Source organism: Streptomyces sp. NRRL S-37 (assembly GCF_000721605.1).
Lineage (GTDB): Bacteria > Actinomycetota > Actinomycetes > Streptomycetales > Streptomycetaceae > Streptomyces.
Map to the genome: position 1 here is coordinate 52,382 of NZ_JOIZ01000032.1, position 22,371 is coordinate 74,752.

Consider the following 22,371-nt stretch of genomic DNA (forward strand, 5'->3'; position numbering starts at 1 on the left):
GATCCGGACACCGCCCGGTGATACTGGGCGTATGAAGCTCAGCCGCCCCGTTTCCTGGTTCCTGCTCGCCTTCGGGGTGTGGAGCTGGGTCATCTGGGTCACTTTCGTCAAGAACCTGGTCAAGGACAGCAGCGGACTCGCGTTCGAGGACGGGCACCCGACGGCGTACTTCTTCGTTCACCTGACGCTCGCCGTCGTCTCCTTCGTACTGGGGACGGTCATCGGGGGCATCGGGTTGCGCGGACTGCGCGCACTGAGCCGGACGTCACGGACGTCCTGACCGGGAACAGGGGAACTCCGCCTCGTGGCCATCGTTTTCGTACTCATCGCGCTCCTGGTCGTGGCCGTCCTGGTGACGGGCAACTGGTACGTGTGGCGGCGCCTGTTCCGGGACACCACGGAGGGGCCGGGCGCGGTGCGCCGCGCGGGCGCCGTGCTGTTCGTCGGCGGCTGGGCGCTGACCGTCGGGGCCTTCGTCGCCGGGCGCAGCGGGGCCCCCTTCTGGCTCAAGCAGGTCCTGGCCTGGCCCGGATACCTGTGGCTGGCCCTGGCCCTGTACCTGCTGCTGGCGGTGCTCGCGGGCGAACTGGTGCGCCCGGTGCTGCGGCGGTTCCTGGAGCGGCGGGCGGGGGCGTCGGAGGAGGCGGTACCCGTCCCCGCGCGGCCGGAGCCGATAGCGGCCGGGCAGGGCGCGGGGCGCGGTCCTGACAGCGGGACGGACGGCGGGACGGACGGCGGGACGGACGGGGGTGACCCGGCGGCCGACGGCGCTGTCCCCGGCCCGCGGGAGGAGCCCGCCGGTCCTTCCCGGCGTCTGTTCGTCTCCCGTGTCGTCGGCGGGGCCGCCGCCGCGGCGGCCGTGGGGACCGTCGGCTACGGGACGTACGGCGTGCTGCGCGGGCCGCGCGTGAAGCGGGTCACCGTGCCGCTCGCCAAGCTTCCCCGCGCGGCGCACGGTTACCGCATCGCGGTGGTCAGCGACATCCACCTCGGGCCGGTGCTCGGACGCGGCTTCGCGCAGAAGGTCGTCGACACGGTCAACTCGACCCAGGCGGACCTGATCGCGGTCGTCGGCGACCTGGTGGACGGAAGCGTGAAGGACCTCGGACCGGCCGCGGCCCCCCTGGCGCAACTGAGGGCACGTCACGGGTCGTTCTTCGTCACCGGCAACCACGAGTACTTCTCCGGTGCCGAGCAGTGGGTCGAGGAGGTGCGGCGGCTCGGGCTGAACCCGCTGGAGAACGCCCGCAGGGAGCTGCCGCACTTCGACCTGGCGGGGGTCAACGACGTGGCCGGCGAGGACGAGGGGCAGGGCCCGGACTACGCGAAGGCGCTCGGGGACCGGGACCGGGGGCGGGCGTGTGTGCTGCTCGCCCACCAGCCGGTGCAGATCCATGACGCCGTCGACCACGGTGTCGACCTCCAGCTGTCCGGTCACACCCACGGCGGGCAGCTGTTCCCCGGCAACCTCGTGGCCGGTCTGGCCAATCCCACGCTTGCGGGGCTCGAGCGGTACGGCGACACCCAGTTGTACGTCAGCCGGGGAGCCGGTGCGTGGGGGCCGCCCACGCGGGTGGGGGCGCCGTCGGACATCACGGTGATCGAGCTGGCGTCGAAGCAGGCCTGACGGGGCGTCGGGGTGGGCCGGGGGTGGGTTCCGCTCACCCGCGCTCACGGGGTGCCTCCCCCACTCTCGGCTCCTCCCCCACTCTCGGCTTCGCTCGAGCGGGGGACCCCCATGAGCGGGGGGACCCCCATCGCCCACCCGTGCCGCCCTGGGGGTACCTCCCAGGCCTTTAAGGCACTGGGGGAGGCACGACTGCCCGCGGTCTCAGGCCGTGCGGCTCGACGCGGTGGGGGCCGGTTCGTCGTCCGCCGGGCACGCTCCCGGCCGGGCCGGCAGGGTCACGGTCACCTCCAGCCCCTCGCCCGGCGCCGTCCGTACCGCCACCTCACCCCCGTGGGCCCGCACCACGCCCTGCACGATCGCCATGCCGAGACCGCTCCCCGCGCCCCCGCCCGCGCGGAAGAAGCGGTCGAAGACGCGCGCCGCGTCCTCCGCCGCGAGGCCCGGCCCGTCGTCCGCCACGGACAGCCGCACCACCCCGTCCGCGCGGACCACCCCGAGCCGTACCGCGACGTCCGCCGGAGTGTGCGTCCGCACATTGCCCAGCAGGTTCCCCAGGACCTGCCGCAGCCCCGACTCGTCCGCGCGCACCAGCACCACGCCGTCCGCGTCCACGGTCACCGCCCGTTCCGGCTGCTGCACCCGCAGGTCCTCCGCCGCGTCCCGCACCAGCCGGCACACGTCCACGTTCCGCAGCCGCAGTTCGGGACGCTGGTCCAGCCGGGCCAGCACCAGCAGTTCGTCGACGAGCCGCCCCATGCGGTCGGACTCCGCCAGCATCCTGTCCCAGGCCCGCCTGCGCTCCGTCGGCTCGCGCAGCATCCCCCGGTCGTACAGCTGGAGGTAGCCGCGTATCGCGGCCAGCGGCGTCCGCAGCTCGTGCGAGGCATCGGCGACGAACCGCCGGAGCTGGGCCGCGCTGCGCTCGCGCGTGCGGTACGCCGACTCGACCTGCTGGAGCATCGAGTTGAGGGCGAGCCGTAGCTGCTCCACCTCGAGGATCGTCTCCCGGCTGGAGGGCACCCGCCGGGTCAGATCACCCTCCGCGATCGCCGACGAGGTCTCCACCATGTCCTCCAGCGGCCGCATCCGCCGCCGCACACTGAACATGGTCAGACAGGCCAGCAGCAGCAACAGCAGCGTCCCGATGGCCAGGTCGAGCTTGACCGCCTTGGCGACGCCGTCGTGCACCGCCTCGGTGGAGCCGGCGATCAGGATGTACGTGCCGTCCGCGAGCCGGGTGGCGGTGACGCGGTAGGCGGCACCGCGCACGGTGACGTCGTGCGGTTCCGGGTCCTGGAGCAGGGTGCGCGCGTCGCCCACCGCGTCGGCCAGGTCGCGCTGGGCCTTCGTCGGTTCGAAGCCGAGGACGCCGACGGGCTCGCCCCGGGTGTTCACGGCGGCGAAGATCGAGTCCGGGTCCTCCTCCCGGTTCCAGTCCGGGTCCACCCGGTCGCGGAAGAAGCTCAGCACACCCAGCGAGTCGATCTGCCGCAGCGTCAGCTCCGAGCCGCCCAACGAGTCACGGGTCCGGGTCAGCTCCGTGTCGATCTGGTCCAGCAGGTAGTAGCGCATGCCCATCACACTCACCGCGGTGGCCGCCACGATGCCGAGGGCCAGCAGCACCACGTTGGCCAGGGTCAGCGCCCCGCGCAGCGAGTGGATACCCCACCCCGGGCCCGTGTTCCGGATCGGGATCCTCACGTCAGGCCGTACCCGACCCCGCGCCGGGTGGTGATCACCGGCGGGCCCAGGGCGTCGAGTTTGCGCCGCAGATAGCTGATGTAGGTCTCGACGACGGTCGACTCGGCCGGGGCGTGCTCGTACTGCCAGACATGGCGCAGCAGTTGGTCCTTCGGCACGATCCGGCCGCCGTTGCGCACCAGGAAGCGCAGCAGCGCGTACTCGGTGGGGGTGAGCTCCACCGAGCGGCCCGCGCGGCGCACCGAGTACGTCGTCTCGTCCAGTTCCAGGTCGCCGTGGCGCAGCGGCGCCCGCTGCGGGAGGACGTCGGCGGGGCGGGTGCGGCGCAGGACGGCGGTGACCCGGGCGACGACCTCGTCGATGTTGAACGGCTTGGTGATGTAGTCGTCGCCGAAGCCGAGCGCGCCGACGACCTCGGCGGGCGCGTCCCGCGCGGTGAGGAACACCAGCGCCAGCTCCGGCCGCCGGGACCGCAGTTCACGGCCGAGGGCGCGGCCGTCGCCGTCCGGGAGCATCACGTCGAGCAGAGCGGCGTCGGGGCGGGTGTGCTCGGTCAGCGCGAGCGCCTCGCGGACCGTGCCCGCGGTCATGACCTCGAAACGGTGGTAGCGCAGGGCGATGGCGAGGACGTCCGCGATGCTCTCCTCGTCCTCCACGACCAGCACGGTGCCGGGAGCTGTCGTCATGCCCCCAGTATCGGCGGAACCCCCTTCGCCCGTACCGGTGTTCGCTTTGGAGTTCCTTGAGAGTCCCGCGCCGGTCGTGTCCCCGCGCGGGTGCCGCCGTCGATGCTGCTGCCCAGGGCCTGGGGGACCGACCGAGCGACGAAGGAGCGGAAACGTGGCGGTATTGGCACGCTGGTGCTATCGGCATCGGCTGGTGGTCCTGCTGGTGTGGGTGGGGGCGCTGCTCGGACTGGGGGTCTCGGCGAGCAGTGCGGGCACGAACTACGCGGAGGTCTTCTCGCTGCCGGACACCGACTCCAAGCGGGCGTACGACCTGATGGAGCGGGCGTTCCCGGAACGCGCCGGCGACACCGACACCGTGGTGTGGAAGGTCGACGAGGGCTCCGTGCGGGACGACTCCGTACGGTCCCGGATCGAGCCGGCGCTGACGGAGATCGGGCGCATGGAGGGCGTCGGCGCCGTCACGAATCCCTACGGCGAGCAGGGCGCGGCGCAGATCAGCGAGGACGGGCGGATCGCCTACGCGCAGGTCACGTTCGCCGAGCAGGCGGACGCCGTGCCGAAGGAGCTGGTCCAGGACGTCGTCGACACGGCGCAGGGCGCCGCGCGCGACGGGCTCCAGGTGGAGCTGGGCGGCCAGGCCATCACGCGCGTCCAGGAACCGCCGACGGGCACCGCCGAACTGGTCGGCATCCTGGCCGCCGCCGTCGTGCTGTTCGTGGCCTTCGGGTCGCTCTTCGCGATGCTGCTGCCGATCGTGGTCGCCGTCTTCGGCGTCGGCACCGGCATGTTCGGCACCCAGCTGCTCAGCCACGTCACCAACGTCCCCGAACTCGCCACGCTGCTGTCCACGCTGATCGGCCTCGGCGTCGGCATCGACTACGCCCTGTTCATCGTCACCCGGCACCGGCGCGGCATCCTGCGCGGCGCCGACCCGGAGGAGGCGGCGGTCACCGCCCTCAACACCTCCGGCCGCGCGGTGCTGTTCGCGGGCGGCACGGTGTGCATCGCGCTCGCCGGGATGCTGGTGACGAACCTGCGGTTCCTGGACGGCGTGGTCATCGGCACCACCCTCACCGTCGTGCTGAGCGTGCTCGCCGCCGTCACCCTGCTGCCCGCGCTGCTCGGCCTGCTCGGCCACCGGGTGCTCAGCCGCCGCCAGCGCCGCAGGCTCGCGGAGCAGGGCCCGCGGACCGAGACGGCGAGCGGACTCGCCGCGCGCTGGTCCGCCGGCGTCCAGCGCCGCCCGCGGTCCGTGGCCGTCCTCGCCGTGGTGCTGATGGCGGCGCTCGCGGTCCCGTTGCTGTCGCTGCGCCTGGGCACCGTGGACCAGGGCAACGACGACGCCTCCATGACCACCAGGAAGGCCTACGACCTGCTCGCCGAGGGCTTCGGACCCGGCTTCAACGGCCCGCTCCAGGTGGTCGTGGACGGCGAGGCGTCCGACGGCCTGGTGACGGTCCTGAAGGAGACCGAGGGCGTCGCCCAGGTCGCCGCCGTGCCGCCTGCGAACGGCGTCACCGTCATCCAGGTCGTCCCCGCCACCTCCCCGCAGGACGCGGAGACGGACCGGCTCATCGACACCCTGCGCGACGACGTCATCCCGGAGGCGGGCGTCCAGGCCCACGTCGGCGGGGTGACCGCGGTGTCCAAGGACTTCGCGACGGTGACCGGCGAGCGGCTGCCGCTGTTCATCGGCACGATCATCGGCCTGGGCTTCCTGCTCCTGCTGCTCGCGTTCCGTTCCCTGGTGGTGCCGCTGACGGCCGCCGTGATGAACCTGCTCGCGGCGGCGGCCTCCTTCGGCGTCCTGGTGATGATCTTCCAGTGGGGCTACGGCCTGGACCTGCTGGGCCTCGGCAAGGAGGGCCCCATCGCGTCCTTCCTGCCGATCATCATGCTGTCGCTGCTGTTCGGGCTCTCCATGGACTACCAGGTGTTCCTGGTGAGCCGGATGCACGAGGAGTGGGTGCACACCCGGGACAACGCCCGCGCGGTGCGGGTCGGCCTCGCGGAGACCAGCCGCGTCATCAACTCCGCGGCCCTGATCATGGTCTGCGTCTTCCTCGCCTTCGTGCTCAGCGGCGACTACGGCGCCGCCATGGCGGGCGTGGGGCTGGCCGCCGCGGTCGCCCTGGACGCGTTCATCCTGCGTACGGCACTGGTGCCGGCCGTGATGCACCTGTTCGGGAAGTCCAACTGGTGGCTGCCGGCCGGTCTGGAGAAGCGGCTGCCGCACCTGGCGGTGGAACCGGCGGAGGAGGAGACCGCGGCGCCCACGACGCCCTCCGGCGTTCCGGGCGGCCCCTCCTCGGTCGTCCACGGCTTCGTCCGCACGGCCGACGGCGAACCCGTCGAGGGCGCGGCCGTCACCCTGCTGACCTCGGGCGGCCGTCAGCTGGACCGCGTGGTCTCCCTCGCCGACGGCGCGTACATCGTCTCCGTACCGGCCCCGGGCACCTATCTGCTCGCGGTCACGGCGGCCTCGCTCGGCTCCCGCGCGGCCCACGTGTCCGTGACCGACGGCCCTCTGGTGCACGACGTGGAACTCACGCCCGGTGAGGTGGACGCCGTCAACTGACGGCGTCGGGGCGTCCGTCGCCGGCGGGCGCCCCGTTCCCCTTCCTCGCCGGGTCGGGGAGCGCCTTCGTCATCCCGGGCAGGAACTCCGTGAACAGTTCGTGCACCTCGCGCACCAGGGGCCGCAGCACCCGGAAACGGGCCAGGGCGACGCCCCGCGCGGTGATCCGGGCGCCGCGCTCGGCCAGCCGGTAGCTGCGCTCCCGGCCCTCGGTGCGGTCGAAGATCCAGTACAGGACGAGCCCCATCTGGGACAGCCACATCAGCTCGGGCAGGATGTCCCGCAGCTCCTCGGGCACCTTGCTCTTCGTCCCGGCGAGCACCGCGCGGTGGACGCTGATCGCCTCCACGCGCGCGTGCTCCGACTCGGAGGAGAAGGGGCTGAGCGGGCTGTCCGGGTCGGCGGCGTTCTTGAAGAACTGCACCGCGAACTCGTGGTACGGCGTGGCGATGTCCAGCCACGCCTTCAGCACGCCCGCGAGCCGGGCCTCCAGGTCGGTCTCCCGGCGCAGGACCTCCCGGACCGCCACCTGGTGCTCGGCGGCGATCCGGTCGTAGAAGCCCTGGATCAGGTGTTCCTTGCCCTCGAAGTAGTAGTACGCGTTGCCGACGGAGACCCCCGCCTCCTTGGCGATGGCCCGCATGGTCGTCTTGTCGTACCCGCGCTCCTGGAACAGCCGCATGGCCGTCTCCAGGATCAGGGCGCGGGTCTGCTCGGACTTGCTGAGGGTGGCGCCGTCACCGGGGCCGTCGTTCTTCGCGGGCACGGAAGGAGCCTAACGCCAGGGAGGGCCCGCCCTACGGGGCGGTGCAGGTGCCCGCGTCGCAGCCGGGCGCGGTGTAGCTCCAGCCGTCGCGCGGATCGTACGTCCACCCGTCGCCCCGGCGGTACACGCCGCCGCCCCACCCGGACACCGCCCCGCGCCACTTGGCGGCGGCCAGCACCGCGCCCTTGGCGAGCAGGGCGCCGGACGGGGTGCTCAGCCGGTGGGCCAGCCGCCGGTACTCGCGCAGCGCCCACAGGGTGACGACCCAGGCGGCGGCGCCCCGGTACACCTGCCCGCCGTCACCGACCACGGTGATCTCCTCCAGGGTGGAGGCGTGGTCGAGGCCGGGGAACCGGGCCCGCGCCGCCTCCGAGGCCGCCGGGACCAGCTCCAGGGGCACCAGCTGGGGCTGGCGCACCAGCCAGTCCCGTACGAAGGCGCACAGGGAGCACTCGGCGTCGTACAGCACGGTGAGCCGGCGGACCGGGACGCGCGCGGCGCCCCGGTCCCCGTGTGCGGCCGCCACGCCGCTCACGCCCCTGCCTGCGGGGCCGCCGGGGCCGCCCAGCCCTGCGGCGGCACCGGCGGGACCTGCTCCCGCTCCATCACCCCGCGCCGCCGGATCTTGTTGAGCACGTACACGTTGCCCAGGTGCATCACGCCGAGCACCAGCAGCACCACGCCGAGCTTGGTGGACAGGGCCTCGAAGATGCCGCGCGTGTCGGTGATCGTGTCGTCGTCGCTCAGGTACAGCGCGACGAAGCCGAGGTTGACGAGGTAGAAGCCGACCACCAGGAGGTGGTTGACGGCGTCGGCGAGCTTCTCGTTGCCGTGCAGCACGTCGGAGAGGAAGATCCGCCCGTTGCTGCTGAGCGTGCGAGCGACCCACACGGTCAGCCCGATGCTGACCACCAGGTAGATGACGTAGGCGATGACCGTACGGTCCATGTCCCCCAGCCCTTCTTGAACACGTTCAAAACGCTGACAGGAGAGACTCTAGACCCATCTTTTGAACGTGTTCAACTCAAGGATGCAGTGGGCTGCGTCACGGATCGGCCGTGCTCGGTGTGTGGCTCAGTCGGACGTGCGGGGCTGTCCCGCCCGAAGGATCTCGGTCACGTCCAGGGTGACCTTGGCGCCGATCGAGTCGGGGAGGGTGACCTGCTGGCCGGGGGAGTGGAAGCGGTGGCCGGCGTACTCGTTCCCGACCGGGTCGGTCAGGACGTGGAGACGCTGGTGCTTGCGGTCGACGATGACGTAGACGGGGACCTTCGCCTCGGCGTAGGCGGCGACCTTGGCCTTCAGGTCGTTCTTCCAGTTGCTGGAGGTGACCTCCAGGACGAGGCGGAAGCAGACCGGGTCGTAGCAGTTGTTCTCGATGAGGTGGTCGTCGATGTCGGAGTCCACGACCACCAGATCAGGAATCGCGTAGTCCTCGGTGTCGGTGGGAAGCCAGAGGCCGACGCCCTGGAGCACTTCGGCCTCCCCGCCGTGCAGTCCGGCTGTGAAGAAGGGGAGCATCAGCGTGGTCAGGGCGCGGGCGTGCGGGCCGTCCGGTGGCGGGGTCACGAGGATCTGGCCTCCGATGATCTCGACGCGGTAGCCCGGATTGCGGTCCATGAGACGGTTCGCCTCCGCGATCAGCGGACGCTCGTCATGGGGCCGCTCGACGGATGCTGCGGACATCACGTGCCTCCCAGGGGCTGGTGTCGAGACCATCATCGTAGGGCGGAGGACGCCCTCACGTCCGTCTCAGCCGCGTTCACCCAAACGTGTGGCATATGCCAGAGGGCCCCGTCTCCAGGGGAGACGGGGCCCTCACGGACGTACGGGCGACGTGCCTCAGTAGCGGCGCGTGATCAGCGCGCGCTTCACTTCCGCGATCGCCTTCGTGACCTCGATACCGCGCGGGCAGGCGTCCGTGCAGTTGAAGGTCGTGCGGCAGCGCCAGACGCCGTCGCGGTCGTTGAGGATCTCCAGGCGCTGCTCGCCGGCCTCGTCACGCGAGTCGAAGATGAAGCGGTGCGCGTTGACGATGGCCGCCGGGCCGAAGTACTGCCCGTCGTTCCAGAACACCGGGCACGACGACGTGCACGCGGCGCACAGGATGCACTTGGTCGTGTCGTCGAAGCGCTCGCGGTCCTCGGCGGACTGCAGCCGCTCGCGCGTCGGCTCGTTGGTGTCCTTCGTGATCAGGAAGGGCATCACGTCCCGGTACGCCTGGAAGAACGGCTCCATGTCGACGACCAGGTCCTTGAGGACCGTCAGGCCCTTGATGGCCTCGACCGTGATCGGCTTCTCGGGGTTGATGTCCTTGATCAGCGTCTTGCACGCCAGGCGGTTCTTGCCGTTGATCCGCATGGCGTCGGAGCCGCAGATGCCGTGGGCGCAGGAACGGCGGAAGGTCAGCGTGCCGTCCAGGTCCCACTTGATCTTGTGCAGCGCGTCGAGGACACGCTCCTTGGGGTCGATCTCCAGCTGGAAGTCTTCCCAGACCGCCTCCGCCGAGACCTCCGGGTTGAACCGGCGGATCCGCATCGTGACGGTGATGTAGGGGGAGTCGGCGAAACCGGGCTCGGGGGAACCGGCCGCGTCCGCCTTGTCCAGAACAGGGGTAGCCATCAGTACTTACGCTCCATCGGCTGGTAGCGGGTCTGGACGACCGGCTTGTAGTCCAGACGGACGGTCTCGGTGCCGTCGGCGCCGACCTCGCGGTACGCCATCGTGTGGCGCATGAAGTTGACGTCGTCGCGGTTCGGGTAGTCCTCGCGGTAGTGACCGCCGCGGGACTCCTTGCGGGCGAGGGCGGACACCGCCATGACCTCGGCGAGGTCCAGCAGGTTGCCCAGCTCGATCGCTTCCAGCAGGTCCGTGTTGAACCGCTTGCCCTTGTCCTGGATGGCGACGTTCTTGTAGCGCTCGCGCAGCTCGGCGATCTTCTCGACCGCCGTCTTGATCGTCTGCTCGGTGCGGAACACCATGACGTTGGCGTCCATGGTCTCCTGCAGCTCACGGCGGATGGTGGCCACCCGCTCGGTGCCGGTGGAGGACCGCAGCCGCTCGATCTGTCCGACGACGAACGACTCCGGGTCCTCCGGCAGCTCGACGAAGTCGGCCTTCTGCGAGTACTCCGCCGCCGCGATGCCGGCCCGCTTGCCGAACACGTTGATGTCCAGCAGCGAGTTGGTGCCCAGGCGGTTGGCGCCGTGCACGGAGACGCAGGCGACCTCGCCGGCCGCGTACAGGCCCGGCACGACGGTGGTGTTGTCCGCGAGGACCTCACCCTGGACGTTGGTCGGGATGCCGCCCATCGCGTAGTGCGCGGTCGGCTGGATCGGGATCGGGTCCGTGTACGGCTCGATGCCGAGGTAGGTCCGCGCGAACTCCGTGATGTCGGGCAGCTTGGCGTCGAGCTGCTCCGGCGGGAGGTGCGTGAGGTCCAGGTAGACGTGGTCGCCCTCGGGACCGCAGCCGCGGCCCTCGCGGATCTCCGTGTAGATGGAGCGCGAGACGACGTCACGCGAGGCGAGGTCCTTCATGACCGGCGCGTACTTCTCCATGAAGCGCTCGCCGTCCTTGTTGCGGAGGATGCCGCCCTCACCGCGGGCGCCCTCGGTGAGCAGGATGCCCATGCGCCAGATGCCGGTCGGGTGGAACTGGAAGAACTCCATGTCCTCCAGCGGCAGCCCGCGCCGGTACACGGCGGCCTGGCCGTCACCGGTCAGCGTGTGCGCGTTCGACGTCACCTTGAAGAACTTGCCGGTGCCGCCGGACGCGTAGATCACGGCCTTCGCCTGGAAGACGTGGATCTCGCCGGTCGCCAGCTCGTACGCGACCACGCCGGCGGACTTCTTGACGCCGTCGACCTCGGTGATCAGCTGGTCCAGGACGTAGAACTCGTTGAAGAACTCCACGCCCTCCTTGACGCAGTTCTGGTACAGCGTCTGGAGGATCATGTGACCGGTGCGGTCGGCCGCGTAGCAGGAGCGGCGGACCGGGGCCTCGCCGTGGTTGCGGCTGTGACCGCCGAAGCGGCGCTGGTCGATGGTGCCGTTCGGGGTCCGGTTGAACGGCAGGCCCATCTTCTCCAGGTCGAGGACGGAGTCGATGGCCTCCTTCGCCAGGATCTCGGCGGCGTCCTGGTCGACCAGGTAGTCACCGCCCTTGACCGTGTCGAAGGTGTGCCACTCCCAGTTGTCCTCCTCCACGTTGGCCAGCGCGGCGGCCATGCCGCCCTGCGCGGCGCCCGTGTGGGAGCGGGTGGGGTAGAGCTTGGTCAGCACGGCGGTGCGGCTGCGCTTCGTCGACTCGATGGCGGCGCGCATACCGGCGCCACCGGCGCCGACGATGACGGTGTCGTACTTGTGGATCTTCATGATTCTCGCAGCCCCGTGCCTAGCGGATGTTCGGGTCGAAGGTGAAGATCACCAGCGTGCCCAGCAGGATGGTGAACACCGTGGCGGTGTAGAGCAGGCCCTTGAGCCACAGCCGGGTGTTCGGCCGCTCCGCGTAGTCGTTGATGACCGTGCGCAGGCCGTTGGCGCCGTGCAGCATCGCCAGCCAGAGCATCAGCAGGTCCCACACCTGCCAGAACGGCGAGGCCCAGCGGCCGGCCACGAAGGCGAAGCCGATCTTGGAGACGCCGCCGTCGAGGACCAGCTGGATCAGCAGGTGGCCGATGACGAGGACGACCAGGACGACGCCGGACAGGCGCATGAACAGCCAGGCGGCCAGCTCGAAGTTGCCCCGGGTGGACTTCGGGGTCTTCTTCGTCCGCTTGCGCGGGGGCTCGATGACCGGCGCCGGGTTGTCGACGGAGTAGAGCGGGGCGCCCTCGACGGGGCCGACGCCCGAGGCGGTGGTGTCAGTCGTGGACATGGGTGTCAGCTCCCGAACAGTTCACGAGCGGCGTGGCCGAGGACGGGGTAGATCGCCCCGAGCATCAGCACGACCCAGATGGCGACGACGGTCCAGAGCATCTGCTTCTGGTAGCGGGCGCCCTTGACCCAGAAGTCGACGGCGATGACACGCAGGCCGTTGAGCGCGTGGAACAGGATGGCGGCGACGAGGCCGTACTCCAGCAGCGCGACGATCGGCGTCTTGTACGTGGCCACGACCTCGTCGTAGGCCTCGGGGGACACCCGCACGAGAGCGGTGTCCAGCACGTGAACGAACAGGAAGAAGAAGATGAGGACGCCGGTGACTCGGTGAGCCACCCAGGACCACATTCCTTCCCGGCCGCGGTACAGCGTTCCAGCCGGCACGGAAGTTTCCTCCGGGAGCGGGGTTCGGGGCCGCGCCGGCTTTCCTTGTCGGTCGGGCCCGGCCGGGTACGGTCCACCGGCCCCCAGCATGTTAGCGACGCGAGTCGGCGGCGCGGACAGGGGGCCTACCGGTGTGATCAAACTTGCACTCGAAGGGGTGCGCGTCGGTGCTTGGCGGCTACCGGTGCGGGGCTTCGTCGTCCGTGCCGGATACGGGCCCGTCGGCGGCCGGTCGCACGGTTCCCCGCGCCCCCAGGAGGCCGGCCAGCCGCTCTCTCGCCAGGCGCCGGAGTTCTTCCGCCGCCACCGCGCGTTCGTCGTCCGGATCGTTCGCCAATCGTGACCGGATGTCCTCCAGGACCCGGTCCAGGGTCTCCTCCTCGGGGACGTCGTCCAGGCAGATGACGAAGACGTGGCCGAACTTGGTCTCGTACGCCGTGTGGGCCGCGGTCAGGGCCGTGTGGGCGGCGGAGTACGTGCCGTCGGGGAGGGCGGGGCGGGGTTCCGCGGCCAGGGCCTCCGCCAGCTCCTTGGCGGAGAGGTCGTACGCCGCCTCGTCGGAGGCCGCCAGGAGGGACGGCACGTCCGGGTAGGGGCGGTGGCCGGAGAGGCGCAGGGCCCAGCGCGGGCTGCGCAGACAGGCCAGGAGGGCGCGCTCGGCGTCCGCGGGGGGAGCGGTGTTGAACCGCTCCAGCGCGGGCGGGACGCCGGGCGCGCCGCGGGACTGTCCGGGTATGGCGACTCGGCCGGGGAGGTCTGGGAGACGGTGCGCGGGCAGCGTGGGTCCTCGTGGGCGTCGCGTGTGTGTCGGTGGAAGATGCTGTGACAGTTCTGACGACACGTTATCGAGTGAGTCCGAGACGTGTCCGATCGGTACCCCGAATTCACCCGGACGGCAGAGTTTGGGAGCGGCTTGACGACGCGCTTCACCCGTTCGGGTCGTACGTTGGCCGGGTGAGTCAGCACAGGCAGCACGGGCAGCACCGGCACCCCAGGCAGCACCGGCGACGGGTGCTGGTCACGGCCGTCGCCGCGGGCACGCTGGTGGCCGCGTCCGGCGTGAGCCTCGGACTCTGGGCGGCCTCGGACGACGGCGGCCCGCCCGCGGGCCCGGCGGCGGCGTCCTCCGCCGGGACCCCCGCCGGCTCCGGCGAGGCCGCCGGGACGGCACCGGGCGGCAGCCCGAGCCCCGGCCGCACCTACCCCTTGTCCGAGGCGCCGCGCACCATACCCGCCGTACGCGACCACACCGCGGAGCGCGGCCCGGGCTGGCGCCCCGCGAAGGACCACCGGGTGGTCGTCGACGACCCCGCGCTGGCCGACGAGGGGCGCCTGATAGCCGGCGAGCTGGGACTGGCGTACGCGGGGGAGAAGGACGACCGGCGGGCCGGGGACCTGCGGCTGGAGCTGAACCGGGACGGGGGCGCGAACCCGGAGTCGTACACGATGACCGTGCGGGGCGGGAGCGTGACCGTGAGCGCCCCCGGCGAGCCGGGCGTGTTCTACGGCACCCGCACGCTCAAGCAGGAGATCGAGGGGGCCGGCACCGCCCCCGAGGGCGTGGTGCGCGACGAGCCCGCCAAGCAGCGGCGCGGGCTGATGCTGGACATCGCGCGCAAGCACTACGACGCCGGCTGGATCGAGGACCGGATCCGCGAACTGGGCGACCTGAAGTTCAACGAGATCGGCCTGCACTTCTCCGACGACCAGGGCTTCCGCATCGAGTCCGGGTCGCACCCGGAGATCGTCTCGGCGGACCACCTGACCAAGGCGCAGGTGAAGAGGATCGTCCGCCTCGCGGAGAGCCGGCACATCACCGTCGTCCCCGAGATCGACTCGCCCGGACACCTCGGCGCGGTCCTCGCCGCCCACCCGGACCTCCAGCTGCGCGACGTGGACGGCGACGCGGTGCGCGGCGCGATCGACATCTCCAAGCCCGGGTCCGCCGAGATCGTCGACGACCTGCTGGACGAGTACGCCGGGCTCTTCCCGGGCGGCCAGTGGCACCTGGGCGGCGACGAGTACCAGGCGCTGGTGGTCCCCGACCCCGAGGTGTCGTTCCCGGGCCTCGCCGCCGCCGCGCGGGAGAAGTACGGCTCCGGCGCGACCGTGGAGGACCTGACCACCGGCTGGCTCAACGACCGGGCCGCCACCGTCCGCGCCCACGACCGCACGCCCCGCGCGTGGAACGACGGCTTCTTCCGGGGCGGCTCGGTGCGGGCGGCCGAGGACATCCGGGTCGCCTACTGGACCGGCAAGGAGATCGGCGCCCGGCAGCCGGCGGAGTACCTGGGCGAGGGCCGCGAGGTCGTCAACTACAACGACGAGTTCCTCTACTACGTCCTCGGGGAGCCCCTGACCTTCGTCTACCCGACGGGCGAGCGGATCTACGAGCAGTGGACACCCCTGGTGCTGCGCGGCACCACCGCCGTCCCGGAGCGGTACGACGACCGGATCCTCGGCGGGTCCTTCGCGGTCTGGGGCGACATCCCCGGGGCCCAGACCCAGGAACAGGTCGCGGACGGGATCCGGCTGCCGCTGGCGGCGACCGTCCAGAAGCTCTGGGACCCGGACGAGCCGGAGCTGTCGTGGGCGGAGTTCCGGGACCTGGCGGGCGAGCTGGACTGACGGCCCCCCTCGCGGGGCGGATTGCCGCATACGGCTGCGCACCCCCGTACGGCTGTGGTGGTGTTCTGACGAACCGACCGCGACACCAGGGGGGAACACCGGCACATGGGCTACTGGGGGTATTTCGTCGTGGGCCGCGGGGAGCGGCCGCTCGCCGGGCTGGACACGCTGGCCGGTGCGGCCGGGGGCATGACCCTGCGCACCTCGGCGCCCGACGGCTGGCAGGTGTGGGAGTACCCGGGCGGCCAGGGCGACGTCGGGAACATGAACGACCTGGCCCGGGAGACCGGCGCGCCCGCGCTGTTCGGATACGTCATGAACAGCGACTGCGTGGTGGTGGAGGCGGCGTCACCAAAGAGCGGGGCGTGGACGACCTGTCTGGGGCGGGCCCGCATGGCCGGTTACCTCGAAGGGCAGCAGGAGGGGCTCACGCTGGAGGACTACTTCCTGGAACCCGCCGACGCCGCCGAACGGGCCGTCTTCTGGGCCGAGGAGGCGGGGCGCACCGCCTCCGCCGAGGACCTGGCCGAGGTGCTGACCGCAGACCCGGACCCGATGGCCGAAAACCTCCTCTTCCGCCTCCTCGACCGGCTCGGCGTGGTGCCCCTGTGACACTCCGGGCCCGTCGCACGCAGTAAGGGGAAATGCGGGCTCCGTGAGGGATGGGGCACGTGAGGGCCTCGTCCGGGGCCCGCGAACATTCCCTGAGGAGGCGTGGATGAGCCTGGTGGAGCTGATCGCACGGGCCGACGAGCGCGGACTGGCCGTGAGCGGGCTGGCTTGTTTGGATCGGTGCGTGCCGCTGCTGGGCGGCGGTGACGAGGTGCTGCGGCCGCTGTGGGCGAGCCTCGCGCAGGCCGCGCCCGCCGGTGACTGGGCGCGGCGGCTGGAGCAGGCCCGCGGCACGCTGGACCCGGCGGCCGACGGCGCGGACGAGGCCGTGGCCCTCGCGCACCGGATGCTCGCCGACGCCCCCGCCGAGCGCTCCGCCGCCGGGCTGCGGGAGTGGGCCGACGACTGCTCCGTCGCCGCGCTGCGGATCCACCGGCTGCTGGACGGCTCCGGCGACGACTCCGCTCTCGCCGGCGCCCGCCGTGACGACCGCCCCGACGGCCTGTCACCGCTGCTCGCCGCCGAACTGCGCCGCCAGCTCACGGTCCTGGAACTCCTCGCCGCCCACGGACCGGGGGGCCTGCGCGGAGCCCTCGAGGTCTCGACGGAGGGGCGCCGGATCCTGCGCGCCGTGGTCTCCCGCCGCAGCCGCAGGGACGGCTGAGCGGCCGCCCGCGCACCAGGGTGACGAAACGCTTCTCCGGAGCGCTTACCAGGATGTGACGACTGCGACGACTGTGACCACACAGCAGGAGACCAGGCCCTCGGCCGCGACCAAGCCGGTCCGCTGGGCGGCGGACGCGGTGGCGGCGATGCGCGAGGGGGCCCGGCTGCGCCTCGACTACTCGGCGCGCAGTCTGTGGAGCGTCGACCGGATGATCGAGGACATACGCCAGGAGGCGGCCCCGTTCGCCGCCGTGGAACTGGTGCTGCGCGGATTCGGCGCCTACGCCGGCGAGGTGATCGCCCGCCAGACCGGCGGCGAGTGGTGGTCCTCCGGCGGCGACCACTGGGTCCGCACCCCCGACGGCCACCTCTGGGACCCCATCGACGAGGCCCGCCGCTGCTACACGGGCGACGGCTCCCTGCGCCTGCTGTGCCGCGACGCCTCCGGCGGGGGACCGCGCCCGTAGCCCGGCGTCCCGCGGTGTGACGTTCCCGGGCGTCGCGGCGCAGTGGCCGGTGAGCCGACTGGTCCCTCGCCGTCGATGACCACGGACGGCTGGGGGCCACATGGCGAAGGAGTTCTGGCGGACGATCCGCCTGGCGATCGAGAAGGACAACCGGACGGCTCGTCTGCTCGTCGTGCTCCTGGCGGCCGGTGCCGCCGGGCCGGGCGCCTGGCTGATCATGGCCGGGCGGTAGCCCGCGACGGGCACGGAACGGCCGGGGCCCCGCATGGCGCGCGGGACCCCGGCCGTCGTCGTACCGGTGACGCGGTGGTGCGGTGCTACGGCGTCAGCGTCTGCCCGATCCGCACGTCCGCCGCCAGGCCGAGGGTGCCCCTGCCGAAGACGTACGAGTCGCCGAAGCCGAGGCCCGAGCCGTTGCTCGGCAGGTACAGGAGCACGCCGTCCGACGTGTCCTCGCCCTCGGCCCCGACCGACAGGTCCGCGCGGCCGTAGCCGGACAGGTCCGTCAGGGAGACCGCGGAGCCGAACCGGTCACCGGACTCCGTGGAGCCGGGGATGCCGGAGGTGTCCTGGGAGACGCCGGTCGCGCCGGAGCCGGTGAGACCGGAGGGACCGCCGCGGAACAGGATCGCCTGGCCCGCGTCCCTGCGGGTGCCGCTGCGGGAGAGGTCCTCGCCGGGGGCGCCGGCCAGGACGTCCGCGTAGCCGTCACGGTTGTGGTCGCCGGCCGAGACCGAGGTGCCCAGCCCGTCACCGGACTCGTTGGCGCCGGGGACGCCGGAGGTGTCCTGGTGGATCGTCCTCATGCCGGTGGTGGTGAACCCGGACGACGTGCCCGGCACCATGGTGATCCGCCCGCCCGGCGTGGTGCCGCCGGACTCGGCGGCCGCCGGCTGGCCGATGACGATGTCGTCGTAGCCGTTGCCGTCGAAGTCGCCCGCGGCGAGGGAGCGCCCGCCCTTGACGGAGATGACGCCCGCCTTGGTCAGGCCGGACGCGGAGCCCGCGAAGCGGACGACACGGCTGATGCCACCGGTGTCGCGGTAGTTGAGGGCGATGTCCGCGTAGCCGTCCCGGTTGAAGTCGCCGCTCGCGGCGTCCAGGTAGGAGACGGCGCCCGTGGCGCCGGTGAGCGTGCCGTACTTGGTGGCGCCGTCGGTGTGACGGGCGTTCCAGTTGCCGCCCCGGCCGGTGCCGGCCGCGAACACGTCCGCCTTGCCGTCGCCGTCGAAGTCGCCGACGGCGACCGTGGTGCCGAACCTGGCGCCGGCCTCCGTGACACCCGTCGTGCCGTACGAGAAGCCGGTGTCCAGCTCCGGGCCGTACATCACCGCGACACCGCCGCGGTCGGCGTCGCCGGTGGTGTCGTCCTCGCCGGGGATGCCGATCGCGAGGTCGGCGTACCCGTCGCCGTTGACGTCGCCCCAGGCGGTGGAGGTGCCGAAGCCGTCACCGGACTCGTTGGAGCCGGGGACGCCGGCGCTGCTCTGGGTGATCGTCTTCCTGGCGCCGGTGACCGGGCCGTTCAGTCCGCCGGGGATCACGGTCACGCTGCCGCCGCCCGAGGCCTTCGGGGTGCCGGCGACCAGGTCGGCGAGGCCGTCCCGGTTGTGGTCCGAGGTGGCCAGGGCGTGCGAGATGCCCGGGGTCCTGGCGAGCGCGGCGATCCGGGACAGCTTCGGGTACAGGTTCCTGCCGGGGCAGGCCGTGTTGTTGGTGTCCCGGTGGCCGAAGACCCGCGGCAGGGTGACCGACTCACCCTTGTCTATCTTGTTGCCGCTGTCGCCGGCCTCCGAGCCGGAGGTCAGCGTGACCTTGCCGGCCGGGTCGATGCCGTACATGCCGAACTTCCAGGCGACGACCCGCGCGATCGAGTCCAGCGCGGCCCGGCTCGGGTGGGCGCTCTCGAAGTTGCCGATGTAGGAGATGCCGAGCGTGTCGGTGTTGAAGCCGATGTCGTGCGCGCCGACCACCGGCAGGTCCATGCCGCCGCTGCGGCCCTCGAAGATCTGGCCGCAGCGGTCGACGACGAAGTTGTAGCCGATGTCGTAGTAGCCGCGGGCGAAGTGCTCCTGCTGGATGGAGCGCATCCGGGCCCGCGAGTCGGCGCAGGAGACGCTGTTGTCGCTGTCGACACCGGTGTGGTGGATGACGGCGGCCTTGATGTCGGTGCCGTAGCTCGGTGTGCCGTCGTAGTCCGTGGACGCGCCCCACTCGGCCTGCGTGATGATCGGCGGCTTCACGACCGTCGACGGGCGGGGCTCGGGGACGGTGGGCGTCGGCTCGGGGGACGCGGTGTCCGTGGCCGTCGTCTCCGACGGGGCGCCGGTGGGCTCCGCGGACGTCGTGTCCGCGGGGCCGGCCGTCTCCGCGGCGGCCGGCTCCGACGGCGTCCCGGTGGTCTGCGCCGGTGCCGGCTCCGTGGTCACCGGTGCCGTGGTCTCCGCCGTGAACGCGGCCGGCTCCATGGTCGCGACCGTCGGCGCGCCCTCGGGGTCCGTGCCCGGGTCGAGGAGCTTGACGTCCATACCGGCCGGCTGGCCGCCCACCTGGGTGCCGTCGTCGTTCACCACGCGTACCTCGACGCCGTCGGCGTCGTCGGTCCACAGCGACGCCGTGCCGCCGCGGGTCGCCGCCCGCTCGCCCTCCGCGCCCTCGGCCTGGTTCGGCTCGTCCTCCAGCTCCTGCCAGCCGGACCACGTGCCGGTCTCCAGGTCCCGGGTGCGCACCTCGGGCGTGCCCTTGGCGTCCGCCTCCGGGTTGTCCCAGGTCACCAGCACTGCGCTGAAACGTTCAGTCTCCTGCCGGTCGAGACCGCGGCGGCCCGCGCCCCGGTTCTCCAGCTCCAGCGTGTGGATGCTCGGCTCGCGGGCCTCTTCCCGCGGGCCGGCCGGCGCGGACGACGGATCGGCCACCGCGTACGTGACGACACCCGCGCCACTGAGCACGACGGCTCCGACGGTCAGCCAGGCCCGCCGTTTCAGGCCGAGCGGCTTGTACGCATGGGTCCTGCGTGGACTCAACTACCCCACCCCTAGAAATAAACATGAACACCACCTGTCCCACAGGTGGCACTCATCCAGCGCCGAGCGCGCACCAAACGTCACACGTGGTGTCACCGGACCCACACATCCCCCGGGAAGTCTCACGGACGTACGAGAAGCGGAAAGGTTGTATGCGCACGGTGAGCTGACCGCGTGGTGATCGCCACGTCCATGACACGTGATGATCGCGGCCCGATGTCCGCCCGGTCTTCCGGAGGATGCGAACGAACGCTCCCCCGGGGCGCGTTGAAGGGCGGTGTCGCACGAAGGCGGCGAACGAGCGGATGCCGGGGGCGAATCGGAGCGCCCGTGTGTGCCGTACGGGGCGTGTGACGAGCTGTGACACTTTCATGGCGCCGGACGCTGATGACCATGGGGGTGTGGACACTGCTGGACGTGCCCACGCCAAGCGATGGCGGTGCGCTACGCGCTCGGTACGGACGAGGACGGTTCTTGGGCCACGGAGGGGAACCCCGCCGCGCACAGGCGTACGACGGGGAACTGGGCGCGGCCGTCGCGCGGGCCCAGCAGGGCGACGAGGCCGCCTTCGCCGCGGCCTACCGGCTCGTACAGCCCGGCCTGCTCGCCTATGTGCGCGGGCTGGTCGGGGACGACGCCGAGGACGTCATGTCGGACGCCTGGCTGGAGATCGCCCGCGACCTGGGGAGGTTCAAGGGCGACGGGGCCGGGTTCCGGGGCTGGACGGCGACCATCGCCCGGCACCGGGCGCTGGACCACCTGCGCCGGCAGCGGGTACGGCCCCGGCCCTCCACGCTGGAACAGGACGTCCTGGACCTGCCCGGACCGCACAGCACCTACGACCAGGCCATGGAGTCCCTGTCCACCGAGTACGCCCTCGAACTGGTCGGCGGCCTGCCGCGGGACCAGGCCGAGGCCGTGCTGCTGCGGGTGGTCGTCGGCCTCGACGGTCCCGCCGCCGCCCGCGTCCTCGGCAAGCGGCCGGGCGCGGTACGGACGGCCGCGTACCGGGGGCTGAAGCGTCTGGCGAAGCAGCTCGGCGCCGGGAGTGTGACGGATGAGGCCTCGCGGACGCTGGGTGAGTCGACATGAACGTCGGCCGGGACGGCGGACACGGCGGGCGGCGCGACGGCGTCCGGCCCGGGCCGGCCGCACCCGGCGGCCCACGCCGGCCCCCGAGGGCCACCGGCTGAACGGGGCGGACATCCGGAACGTATCCGTCGGTCCGGGCGGTACCGCTGGTGCGGCCGCTCCGCACGGACGTGGCGGGCCGGGCGTGGGTATCAAGCGGAACGAGCAGGAACGGGAACGGGCATGGGTGAACGGCAGAACGACGGCGGGCCGGCCGGCCGTCGGCGTGTGCACCCTGAGAGGGGCGCGCCGCCCAGGTCCGGCGGTCCGGACTCCATCACGGGCGGGCGCCGGGTCGTCGACGCCGCGGACCTGGAGGCGCTGCTCGCCGCCGCGCTGATCCGCCGCGGCGTGGACGCCGGGGCCGAGCAGCGGGCCGTCGCCGCGTTCCTGGCCGCCCGGGAGGCGGGGGCGCTCGGCGCGCGCACCCGGCGCCGGGACGACTGGCGGACCCGGCGCGGCCGGCTCGGCCGCCACTCGCTGAAGGCGACGCTGTCCGTGCTGGTCGCCGGTCTCACCCTGAGCGGTGTCGCGGTCGCCGGCATCGGCGCGGCCGGCTCGTCCACGGACGAACCGGCGGAGGACGTCAAGGGCACCCATGCCCCGTCGCCCGGTACCACCGGCCCGTCCGCCGGTGACTCGGCGGGCCTGGAGACCGGCTCCGGCCTGCCCGGCCGTCCCGGCACGGCCGGGGACACCGAGGCCCACTGCCGTGCCTACGACCGGGTCCGGGGGCGGGGCGGGGCGCTGGACTCGACGGCCTGGAAGCGGCTCGTCGAGGCGGCGGGCGGTGCGGCGAACGTCGACGCCTACTGCGCCGAGCGGCCGGCGGGGACCGGTACGGCGCGGCGGCCGGAGAAGGAAGGCGACGACTCGGCCGGGCAGGACGGCAACGGTTCGGGCGCGCGGAACGGCAACGGTTCGGCCGGGCGGAACGGCAACGGCTCCACGGGCAACGGGAGCGACAACGCCACGCGCAACGGGAGCGACAACGCCACGCGCAACGGGAGCGACAGCGCCACGCGCGGCGGGAGTGAGGTCTCCGGCGGCGGCAGGCCCGGGAAGCCGGAGAAGTCCGACAACTCGGGCGCCGGTCGCCCCTGACGTCCGTCAGGGGCCCCGTGTTCCACGGGACCCCTGGGGCCGGATGCCGGTTTTGAGACCAAGGTTATTCATTTCCGGCCGAAAGGCTTTCGGAACTTTCCGAATGCAGTAG

The 22,371-nt window shown here is 72.2% G+C and carries 22 protein-coding genes; 10 read left to right on the forward strand and 12 right to left on the reverse strand.

What is annotated here, in order from left to right:
- Nucleotides 1-31 precede the first annotated feature (31 nt).
- Together IH50_RS0134005 and IH50_RS0134010 are read left to right on the forward strand one after the other, a co-directional pair.
- Nucleotides 32-280 carry an SCO4848 family membrane protein gene (locus IH50_RS0134005; RefSeq protein WP_030829790.1) on the forward strand — a complete coding sequence of 83 codons (249 nt, stop codon included), beginning with the start codon at nt 32-34 and terminating at the stop codon, nt 278-280.
- 24 nt (nt 281-304) lie between these two features.
- Nucleotides 305-1,627 carry a metallophosphoesterase gene (locus IH50_RS0134010; protein ID WP_030871341.1) on the forward strand — a complete coding sequence of 441 codons (1,323 nt, stop codon included), beginning with the start codon at nt 305-307 and terminating at the stop codon, nt 1,625-1,627.
- Between the two features lie 204 nt (nt 1,628-1,831).
- Here IH50_RS0134010 and IH50_RS0134015 read toward each other — a convergent pair whose 3' ends face one another.
- The gene (locus tag IH50_RS0134015) at nt 1,832-3,325 is read right to left on the reverse strand and encodes a sensor histidine kinase (RefSeq protein ID WP_051767563.1); all 1,494 of its coding nucleotides are present in this window, start codon (nt 3,323-3,325) and stop codon (nt 1,832-1,834) included.
- A 2-nt stretch (nt 3,326-3,327) separates the two neighbouring features.
- Nucleotides 3,328-4,017: a response regulator transcription factor gene (locus tag IH50_RS0134020; RefSeq protein ID WP_030871346.1), complete on the reverse strand. Its 690-nt coding sequence runs from the start codon at nt 4,015-4,017 to the stop codon at nt 3,328-3,330.
- 163 nt (nt 4,018-4,180) lie between these two features.
- Between IH50_RS0134020 and IH50_RS0134025 the strand changes: the two genes are divergently transcribed.
- Entirely contained in the window at nt 4,181-6,598 is a 2,418-nt protein-coding gene (locus IH50_RS0134025; protein ID WP_030871349.1) for an MMPL family transporter, read from the forward strand.
- On the opposite strand, the gene IH50_RS0134030 is transcribed toward IH50_RS0134025, so the two are convergent.
- The 9 genes from IH50_RS0134030 to IH50_RS0134070 all read right to left on the reverse strand — a co-directional run bounded on the left by IH50_RS0134030 (nt 6,591) and on the right by IH50_RS0134070 (nt 13,469).
- The gene (locus IH50_RS0134030; RefSeq protein WP_030871352.1) at nt 6,591-7,364 is read right to left on the reverse strand and encodes a TetR/AcrR family transcriptional regulator; all 774 of its coding nucleotides are present in this window, start codon (nt 7,362-7,364) and stop codon (nt 6,591-6,593) included. The two genes, IH50_RS0134025 and IH50_RS0134030, sit on opposite strands and share 8 nt — an antisense overlap.
- A 31-nt stretch (nt 7,365-7,395) precedes the next feature.
- Nucleotides 7,396-7,899 carry a thiol-disulfide oxidoreductase DCC family protein gene (locus tag IH50_RS0134035; RefSeq protein ID WP_030871353.1) on the reverse strand — a complete coding sequence of 168 codons (504 nt, stop codon included), beginning with the start codon at nt 7,897-7,899 and terminating at the stop codon, nt 7,396-7,398.
- The gene (locus IH50_RS0134040) at nt 7,896-8,312 is read right to left on the reverse strand and encodes a hypothetical protein (protein ID WP_030871355.1); all 417 of its coding nucleotides are present in this window, start codon (nt 8,310-8,312) and stop codon (nt 7,896-7,898) included. Before IH50_RS0134040 ends, IH50_RS0134035 begins: the two co-directional genes overlap by 4 nt.
- Before the next feature lie 126 nt (nt 8,313-8,438).
- Nucleotides 8,439-9,050 carry a Uma2 family endonuclease gene (locus IH50_RS0134045; RefSeq protein WP_030871357.1) on the reverse strand — a complete coding sequence of 204 codons (612 nt, stop codon included), beginning with the start codon at nt 9,048-9,050 and terminating at the stop codon, nt 8,439-8,441.
- Between the two features lie 156 nt (nt 9,051-9,206).
- Nucleotides 9,207-9,986 (reverse strand): succinate dehydrogenase iron-sulfur subunit, encoded by a 780-nt coding sequence (locus IH50_RS0134050; RefSeq protein WP_030829816.1) that lies wholly within the window; start codon nt 9,984-9,986, stop codon nt 9,207-9,209.
- Entirely contained in the window at nt 9,986-11,740 is a 1,755-nt protein-coding gene (sdhA, locus tag IH50_RS0134055; RefSeq protein WP_030871361.1) for a succinate dehydrogenase flavoprotein subunit, read from the reverse strand. Before sdhA ends, IH50_RS0134050 begins: the two co-directional genes overlap by 1 nt.
- Before the next feature lie 19 nt (nt 11,741-11,759).
- A complete protein-coding gene (locus IH50_RS0134060) occupies nt 11,760-12,242 on the reverse strand; it encodes a succinate dehydrogenase hydrophobic membrane anchor subunit (RefSeq protein WP_030871363.1) in 483 nt (160 codons plus the stop codon).
- 5 nt (nt 12,243-12,247) lie between these two features.
- The gene (gene sdhC, locus IH50_RS0134065; RefSeq protein WP_030871364.1) at nt 12,248-12,628 is read right to left on the reverse strand and encodes a succinate dehydrogenase, cytochrome b556 subunit; all 381 of its coding nucleotides are present in this window, start codon (nt 12,626-12,628) and stop codon (nt 12,248-12,250) included.
- A gap of 178 nt (nt 12,629-12,806) precedes the next feature.
- Complete coding sequence (locus tag IH50_RS0134070) at nt 12,807-13,469, reverse strand: 2-oxo-4-hydroxy-4-carboxy-5-ureidoimidazoline decarboxylase (RefSeq protein ID WP_078914194.1); 663 nt, start codon at nt 13,467-13,469, stop codon at nt 12,807-12,809.
- Nucleotides 13,470-13,642: 173 nt separating this feature from the next.
- Here IH50_RS0134070 and IH50_RS0134075 point away from each other — a divergent pair, with 173 nt between their 5' ends.
- From IH50_RS0134075 to IH50_RS43225, 5 genes are all read left to right on the forward strand, one after another.
- The gene (locus tag IH50_RS0134075) at nt 13,643-15,256 is read left to right on the forward strand and encodes a beta-N-acetylhexosaminidase (RefSeq protein ID WP_030871369.1); all 1,614 of its coding nucleotides are present in this window, start codon (nt 13,643-13,645) and stop codon (nt 15,254-15,256) included.
- 105 nt (nt 15,257-15,361) lie between these two features.
- A complete protein-coding gene (locus IH50_RS0134080) occupies nt 15,362-15,868 on the forward strand; it encodes a hypothetical protein (protein ID WP_030871371.1) in 507 nt (168 codons plus the stop codon).
- 106 nt (nt 15,869-15,974) lie between these two features.
- Nucleotides 15,975-16,532, forward strand: a complete 558-nt coding sequence (locus tag IH50_RS0134085) for a hypothetical protein (protein ID WP_030871374.1) — start codon at nt 15,975-15,977, stop codon at nt 16,530-16,532.
- 73 nt (nt 16,533-16,605) lie between these two features.
- A complete protein-coding gene (locus IH50_RS0134090) occupies nt 16,606-17,001 on the forward strand; it encodes a hypothetical protein (RefSeq protein ID WP_030871376.1) in 396 nt (131 codons plus the stop codon).
- A gap of 100 nt (nt 17,002-17,101) precedes the next feature.
- A complete protein-coding gene (locus IH50_RS43225; RefSeq protein ID WP_267883286.1) occupies nt 17,102-17,233 on the forward strand; it encodes a hypothetical protein in 132 nt (43 codons plus the stop codon).
- Nucleotides 17,234-17,318: 85 nt separating this feature from the next.
- Here IH50_RS43225 and IH50_RS0134100 read toward each other — a convergent pair whose 3' ends face one another.
- Nucleotides 17,319-20,024 carry an FG-GAP-like repeat-containing protein gene (locus IH50_RS0134100; RefSeq protein WP_030871378.1) on the reverse strand — a complete coding sequence of 902 codons (2,706 nt, stop codon included), beginning with the start codon at nt 20,022-20,024 and terminating at the stop codon, nt 17,319-17,321.
- A gap of 474 nt (nt 20,025-20,498) precedes the next feature.
- Between IH50_RS0134100 and IH50_RS0134105 the strand changes: the two genes are divergently transcribed.
- Together IH50_RS0134105 and IH50_RS0134110 are read left to right on the forward strand one after the other, a co-directional pair.
- Entirely contained in the window at nt 20,499-21,116 is a 618-nt protein-coding gene (locus IH50_RS0134105; RefSeq protein ID WP_030871380.1) for an RNA polymerase sigma factor, read from the forward strand.
- A 267-nt stretch (nt 21,117-21,383) separates the two neighbouring features.
- Nucleotides 21,384-22,259 carry a hypothetical protein gene (locus tag IH50_RS0134110; protein WP_199822184.1) on the forward strand — a complete coding sequence of 292 codons (876 nt, stop codon included), beginning with the start codon at nt 21,384-21,386 and terminating at the stop codon, nt 22,257-22,259.
- Nucleotides 22,260-22,371: the final 112 nt, after the last annotated feature.

Bases quoted from the DNA above. Each gene is read 5' to 3' on its own strand.
- IH50_RS0134005 (WP_030829790.1), top strand. From the start codon at position 32: ATGAAGCTCAGCCGCCCCGTTTCCTGGTTCCTGCTCGCCTTCGGGGTG.
- IH50_RS0134020 (WP_030871346.1), bottom strand. From the start codon at position 4,017: ATGACGACAGCTCCCGGCACCGTGCTGGTCGTGGAGGACGAGGAGAGC.
- IH50_RS0134040 (WP_030871355.1), bottom strand. From the start codon at position 8,312: ATGGACCGTACGGTCATCGCCTACGTCATCTACCTGGTGGTCAGCATC.
- IH50_RS0134045 (WP_030871357.1), bottom strand. From the start codon at position 9,050: ATGTCCGCAGCATCCGTCGAGCGGCCCCATGACGAGCGTCCGCTGATC.
- IH50_RS0134050 (WP_030829816.1), bottom strand. From the start codon at position 9,986: ATGGCTACCCCTGTTCTGGACAAGGCGGACGCGGCCGGTTCCCCCGAG.
- sdhA (WP_030871361.1), bottom strand. From the start codon at position 11,740: ATGAAGATCCACAAGTACGACACCGTCATCGTCGGCGCCGGTGGCGCC.
- IH50_RS0134060 (WP_030871363.1), bottom strand. From the start codon at position 12,242: ATGTCCACGACTGACACCACCGCCTCGGGCGTCGGCCCCGTCGAGGGC.
- IH50_RS0134080 (WP_030871371.1), top strand. From the start codon at position 15,362: ATGGGCTACTGGGGGTATTTCGTCGTGGGCCGCGGGGAGCGGCCGCTC.
- IH50_RS0134085 (WP_030871374.1), top strand. From the start codon at position 15,975: ATGAGCCTGGTGGAGCTGATCGCACGGGCCGACGAGCGCGGACTGGCC.
- IH50_RS43225 (WP_267883286.1), top strand. From the start codon at position 17,102: ATGGCGAAGGAGTTCTGGCGGACGATCCGCCTGGCGATCGAGAAGGAC.